The following is a 4141-nucleotide window of genomic DNA, read 5'->3' on the forward strand; positions in this document are numbered from 1 at the left end:
GCCCGACGCGGTGCACGCCGTGGTCTCGCGCGGCGGGCGGCCCGACCTGGCCGGGCCCGCGCTCGAGCGCGTGCGCGCGCCCACGCTGCTGATCGTCGGCGGCAATGACGGGCCGGTGATCGACATGAATTGGCAAGCCCTTGCGGTGCTGCGCGGCGAGAAGCGGCTTTCGCTCGTGCCCGGTGCAACGCATCTTTTCGAGGAACCCGAAGCGCTGGGCGCGGTGTCCAAGCTGGCGCGCGACTGGTTTCGGGACCATCTCGATCCCTCCAGGAGTACCAAGAAATGAGCAAATCACCAGGACACCAGAAATGGCCCGACCACCAGGTGCGCGAAGAGCCGCTTCGCCAGCCGATGGAGGTCGAGGTCGAAGGCATGGTCGTCGCGAGCTCGGCGGACGTGATCAAGGTGGTCGAGGACAAGTCGCCGGTGCGCTACTACTTTCCGCGCACCGACGTCCGCACGGACAAGCTCAAGCGTTCGCAGACCACGACCGAATGCCCGTTCAAGGGCACCGCGAGCTACTACAGCCTGAACGTGGGCGAGCGGCAGCTCGACGACGCGATCTGGTCGTATGAAGATCCGTACGACGAGCACCAGGCGCTGAAGGGCCGCATGGCTTTCTACGACGAGAAGTTTCCGGAGATCCATGTCCGTCCGAAGAGCTGAGCGAGCCGCCGGGTAGCGCTCTCGCATGTGCGGCAATATTTGCCGCACAACCCGCAGCGATGACCTTCCTTCACTCCAAGCCCGGAAAGGCCGTTCTCCGATGAATGAAGCGCTCGACACGCTGGCCGATGCAACGCTGCTGGGGCTGCCGGTGCCCGATCTGGCGCTGGCGGTGGCCGCCGCGCTTGCCGCCTACCTGGCGATGCGGCTGGTGCTGCGCTACATGATCGGGCGCATGCGCGGCATCGCGCAGCACACGAGCAATCGCATCGACGACACGGTGGTCGAAGTGCTGGCCGGCACCAACCGCGCTTTCCTGGTGCTGGCCGCGCTGCTCGTCGGCGTGGGCATGCTCGAGCTGCCCGAGCGCTGGAACCAGCGCGTCGGGCAGCTGTGGTTCATTGCCATTGCGCTGCAGGCGGGCCTGTGGTTCACCCGGGCCATCGGCTTCGGGCTGCGCCGCTACGAGCAGCGCCACGCCTCCGCGAGCATGACGCAGGTCAGCGCATCGGCCACGCTGATGTCGTGGTCGATGCGCACCGTGCTGTGGGCGGTGATCCTGCTGGCGGTGCTGTCGAACCTGGGCGTCAACATCACCGCCTTCGTCGCCAGCCTGGGCGTGGGCGGCATTGCGATTGCGCTTGCGATGCAGAACATCCTGGGCGACCTGTTCGCCTCGCTGTCCATCGCGGTCGACAAGCCATTCGAGGTGGGCGATGCGATTGGTGTCGGCGGTCTCTCGGGCACGGTGCAGCACGTGGGCCTCAAGACCACGCGGCTGCGCAGCCTGAGCGGCGAGCAGATCGTGATCGGCAACACCGACCTGCTCAAGCAGACCGTGAAGAACTATCGCCGCATGGACGAGCGCCGCATTGCCTTCAAGTTTGGCGTGAGCTACCGCAGCACGCCCGAACAGCTGGAGGCCATACCGGGCATCGTGAAGCGGTTGATCGAGTCGCGGCCGTCGCTGCGGCTGGACCGCGTGCACTTCCAGGCCTTCGGCGAGAGCTCGCTCGACTTCGAGGTCGTGTACTTCGTGACCACGCCGGACTACGGGCTCTACATGGACGAGCAGCAGCGCCTCAACCTGCAGATGATGCGCGAGTTCGCGCGGCTGGGCGTGGAGTTTGCGATTCCGGCGCGATCCCTGCACGTGCTGTCGCCCGAGGGCCGGCGCGCGGTGGCGAAGGAACTGGCCACTCAGGAAGAAGAGTAGGAACGCTGAAGGCCGTGCGCCACCGACGCCAGCAGGTCGTCCGGATGCAGCATGGCCGCGCGTGCCTTCTGCGCGGTTTCGTACTGGTGCAATGCGGCCTGCAGCCGCGGTGCCGTGGCCAGCGCGTGCCAGACCGGGGCCAGTGCGGCATGCGATGGCGCCTCGCCGCGTGCGAGCTGCTGCGCGAAAGCCAGGCTCGCGGGCTCGGCAAGCAGCACGGCCCTGGTTGCGGCGCCCAGCGGCTGCGGCAGGGCCTCGGGCGGTGCCGAGCAGCAATAGATCACGTGGGGCGGCAACAGGCGGCGGACCGGGCGCAGGCCCTGCAGCGAGGCGCCGGTAATGCGCTGCTCGCCGTCGGCCGATGCAAAGGCGTAGACCGCTTCGGCGTCGGCCTTCGCAAGGCGCCGCAGGCCGCGCAGCAGGCGCGGAAAGTCGGAGGTGGCCGCGGCGGGCGAGGCCTTGGTTTCGGCAAGGAGAACGAGGCTGGCGCCACCCGCATCGCCTCCGCGCACGATGGCGGCGTCCCACTCCTCCTTGGCCTTGCTCGCTTCTCCCGGAAAGCCGCGCGGCGTGCGAAGACCGCGTGCGACGCGGTAGGTGGCGGCTCCCTCGCTATGGCGGTTCAGCATGCCGGCGATCTCGCGGAAGGCCTCGACCGCGGCGTGTTCGGCGATCCGGCCCTGCTGCGCCGATGCGCGCCCTTCAGCGGCCGCGGCATCGCTGCCCGCGAGCGGTCCGCGCCGTTCGCACAGCGCCTGGTAGCGCTGCACGCTCTCACGCCGGAGCAGCTCGCTGCCGCGCACCAGCCGCCGCAGCGCGGGGCTTGCGTGGATCGCTTCCAGCGGCGCGCGGAAATTTCCGGGGCCGGGGAGTTCCTGCGCGAGCAGCTGCCCGATGGCCTCTGCCAGTTCCGCCCATGCGCCCGCGGCCGCAAGGCCGTGCAGCCGGGCCAGCGCGTCGCGCAGGGCGCCGGCCGCCTCGCGCCGCAGCTTGCCGGGATGCGCGATGGCATCGATAGCCATCCTGAGGGTGCGCCGATCGGCCGCGCGCTGCCGGGACAGCTGCACATGCTCATGCACCTGCGCGTCCTGCGCCTGCAGCATGGCGGCCTGGAACGCCGGGTCGCCGCGTTCGGGCGCGAGCGCCTCGCGGATCAACTGCGCCAGCGCGCGGGTGAAAAGCGCCTGGATGCCTGGTGCGGGCCCGGTGCGCGCGGCCTCGATCGCAAAGGCGAGCGTGGCCTGCGTGCCGCCCGCCAGGGCCGCTTCGGCATCGGCCGGCAGAGGAGGCAGGCGATACCGGCGCGGCGCCGCGCGCAAGGCGGCCAGGAGAACGGCGTCGAGGTGCGGTTGTTGCGGTTGCTGCAAATCCATTCGAATCCTGCGGCTGGATGTTCCGGTGGCGGCCCGCGGCGGGCATGCCGATTGCCTGCCACTCTGCCATGGACAACACTGAAAAAGCGCAATGGAACCGCAAGCTCGACGAGCGGGCGGCCGAGCTCGAAAGCGAACTGAGAGCCGCCAAGGCCGACGAGGACGAGGCGCCCACCCGCACCCCGCACATCCAGGTGCCGGACACGGTGGACGCGGCCGAGGAGCGGCTGCGCGGCGCGCTCCGGGGCGCGGAAGTGGAGCGCGATGTGTCCGAGCTGCGGGACATCGAGGCCGCGCGCGAGCGCCTGCGCACCGGCGAGTTCGGAACCTGCATCGATTGCGGCGTGCAGATTCCGCTCGATCGACTCGAGGCCCTGCCGGCCTCGGCGCGCTGCCTCGAATGCCAGCAGCGCCATGAGCGCACGCATCCGATCGAAATCCGCATTCCCCCCGCCCTGTGAACGCGGGCACTCAGAGCCGCCCTGTTCATTGCAGGCAGGGTGACAGCACCCAGGCCGCGAACCATTGCGCCGCCACCAGCAGCGTGAAAAGTGCACCCATGCCGGTGGCCAGCGCTGCAAGAAAGCGCTGGCGCACGGCGGGCGCCGCCGCGTCGCTGTCCAGCGTGCCGCCGGCCTGTACGCCGCCGCCCAGGCGCCGCCATTCGCCGCCCGCGAGCAGCGTGGGCGCAAGGCAGCCCAGCAGCGCGCCGATGCTCAGCGCATGCAGCAGCAGCGTCGTCCGCAGGGTGCAGGCCTGGGGAACCGCGGCATACGCGAGCGTCTGGCAGAGCAGCGCGAAGGCGGGCACCACGAGCAGCGCGAGCCATGTCTTCGAGGCGTGCAGCTTGGTCATGTCCCGTTCTCCCTCGACTCAATGAAGG

At 69.7% G+C, this 4141-nt stretch carries 6 protein-coding genes; 4 read left to right on the forward strand and 2 right to left on the reverse strand.

Going from position 1 to position 4141, the window contains the following annotated elements; genetic code table 11:
* From AC1DOC_RS22385 to AC1DOC_RS22395, 3 genes are all read left to right on the forward strand, one after another.
* The coding region (locus AC1DOC_RS22385) for a dienelactone hydrolase family protein (RefSeq protein WP_478130507.1) at positions 1 to 289 on the forward strand (289 nt) is incomplete at its 5' end.
* Entirely contained in the window at positions 286 to 669 is a 384-nt protein-coding gene (locus AC1DOC_RS22390; RefSeq protein ID WP_012745844.1) for a DUF427 domain-containing protein, read from the forward strand. The genes AC1DOC_RS22385 and AC1DOC_RS22390, both read left to right, overlap by 4 nt.
* A 100-nt stretch (positions 670 to 769) precedes the next feature.
* Complete coding sequence (locus AC1DOC_RS22395) at positions 770 to 1885, forward strand: mechanosensitive ion channel family protein (protein ID WP_062363502.1); 1116 nt, start codon at positions 770 to 772, stop codon at positions 1883 to 1885.
* On the opposite strand, the gene AC1DOC_RS22400 is transcribed toward AC1DOC_RS22395, so the two are convergent.
* Positions 1870 to 3258, reverse strand: coding sequence for a hypothetical protein (locus AC1DOC_RS22400; RefSeq protein WP_478081292.1), 1389 nt, complete (start codon positions 3256 to 3258; stop codon positions 1870 to 1872). The genes AC1DOC_RS22395 and AC1DOC_RS22400 overlap by 16 nt on opposite strands.
* A gap of 68 nt (positions 3259 to 3326) precedes the next feature.
* On the opposite strand from AC1DOC_RS22400, the gene AC1DOC_RS22405 reads away from it, so the two are divergent.
* Positions 3327 to 3719, forward strand: a complete 393-nt coding sequence (locus tag AC1DOC_RS22405; RefSeq protein ID WP_478081293.1) for a TraR/DksA family transcriptional regulator — start codon at positions 3327 to 3329, stop codon at positions 3717 to 3719.
* Between the two features lie 25 nt (positions 3720 to 3744).
* Here AC1DOC_RS22405 and AC1DOC_RS22410 read toward each other — a convergent pair whose 3' ends face one another.
* Positions 3745 to 4113: a hypothetical protein gene (locus AC1DOC_RS22410; protein ID WP_478081294.1), complete on the reverse strand. Its 369-nt coding sequence runs from the start codon at positions 4111 to 4113 to the stop codon at positions 3745 to 3747.
* Positions 4114 to 4141 lie beyond the last annotated feature (28 nt).

This window comes from Variovorax sp. 01T439_2, assembly GCF_056398445.1.

What these genes read in the sequence shown, in the direction of transcription:
- AC1DOC_RS22390 (WP_012745844.1), top strand. Translation starts at nt 286, where the DNA reads ATGAGCAAATCACCAGGACACCAGAAATGGCCCGACCACCAGGTGCGC.
- AC1DOC_RS22395 (WP_062363502.1), top strand. Translation starts at nt 770, where the DNA reads ATGAATGAAGCGCTCGACACGCTGGCCGATGCAACGCTGCTGGGGCTG.
- AC1DOC_RS22400 (WP_478081292.1), bottom strand. Translation starts at nt 3,258, where the DNA reads ATGGATTTGCAGCAACCGCAACAACCGCACCTCGACGCCGTTCTCCTG.
- AC1DOC_RS22405 (WP_478081293.1), top strand. Translation starts at nt 3,327, where the DNA reads ATGGACAACACTGAAAAAGCGCAATGGAACCGCAAGCTCGACGAGCGG.
- AC1DOC_RS22410 (WP_478081294.1), bottom strand. Translation starts at nt 4,113, where the DNA reads ATGACCAAGCTGCACGCCTCGAAGACATGGCTCGCGCTGCTCGTGGTG.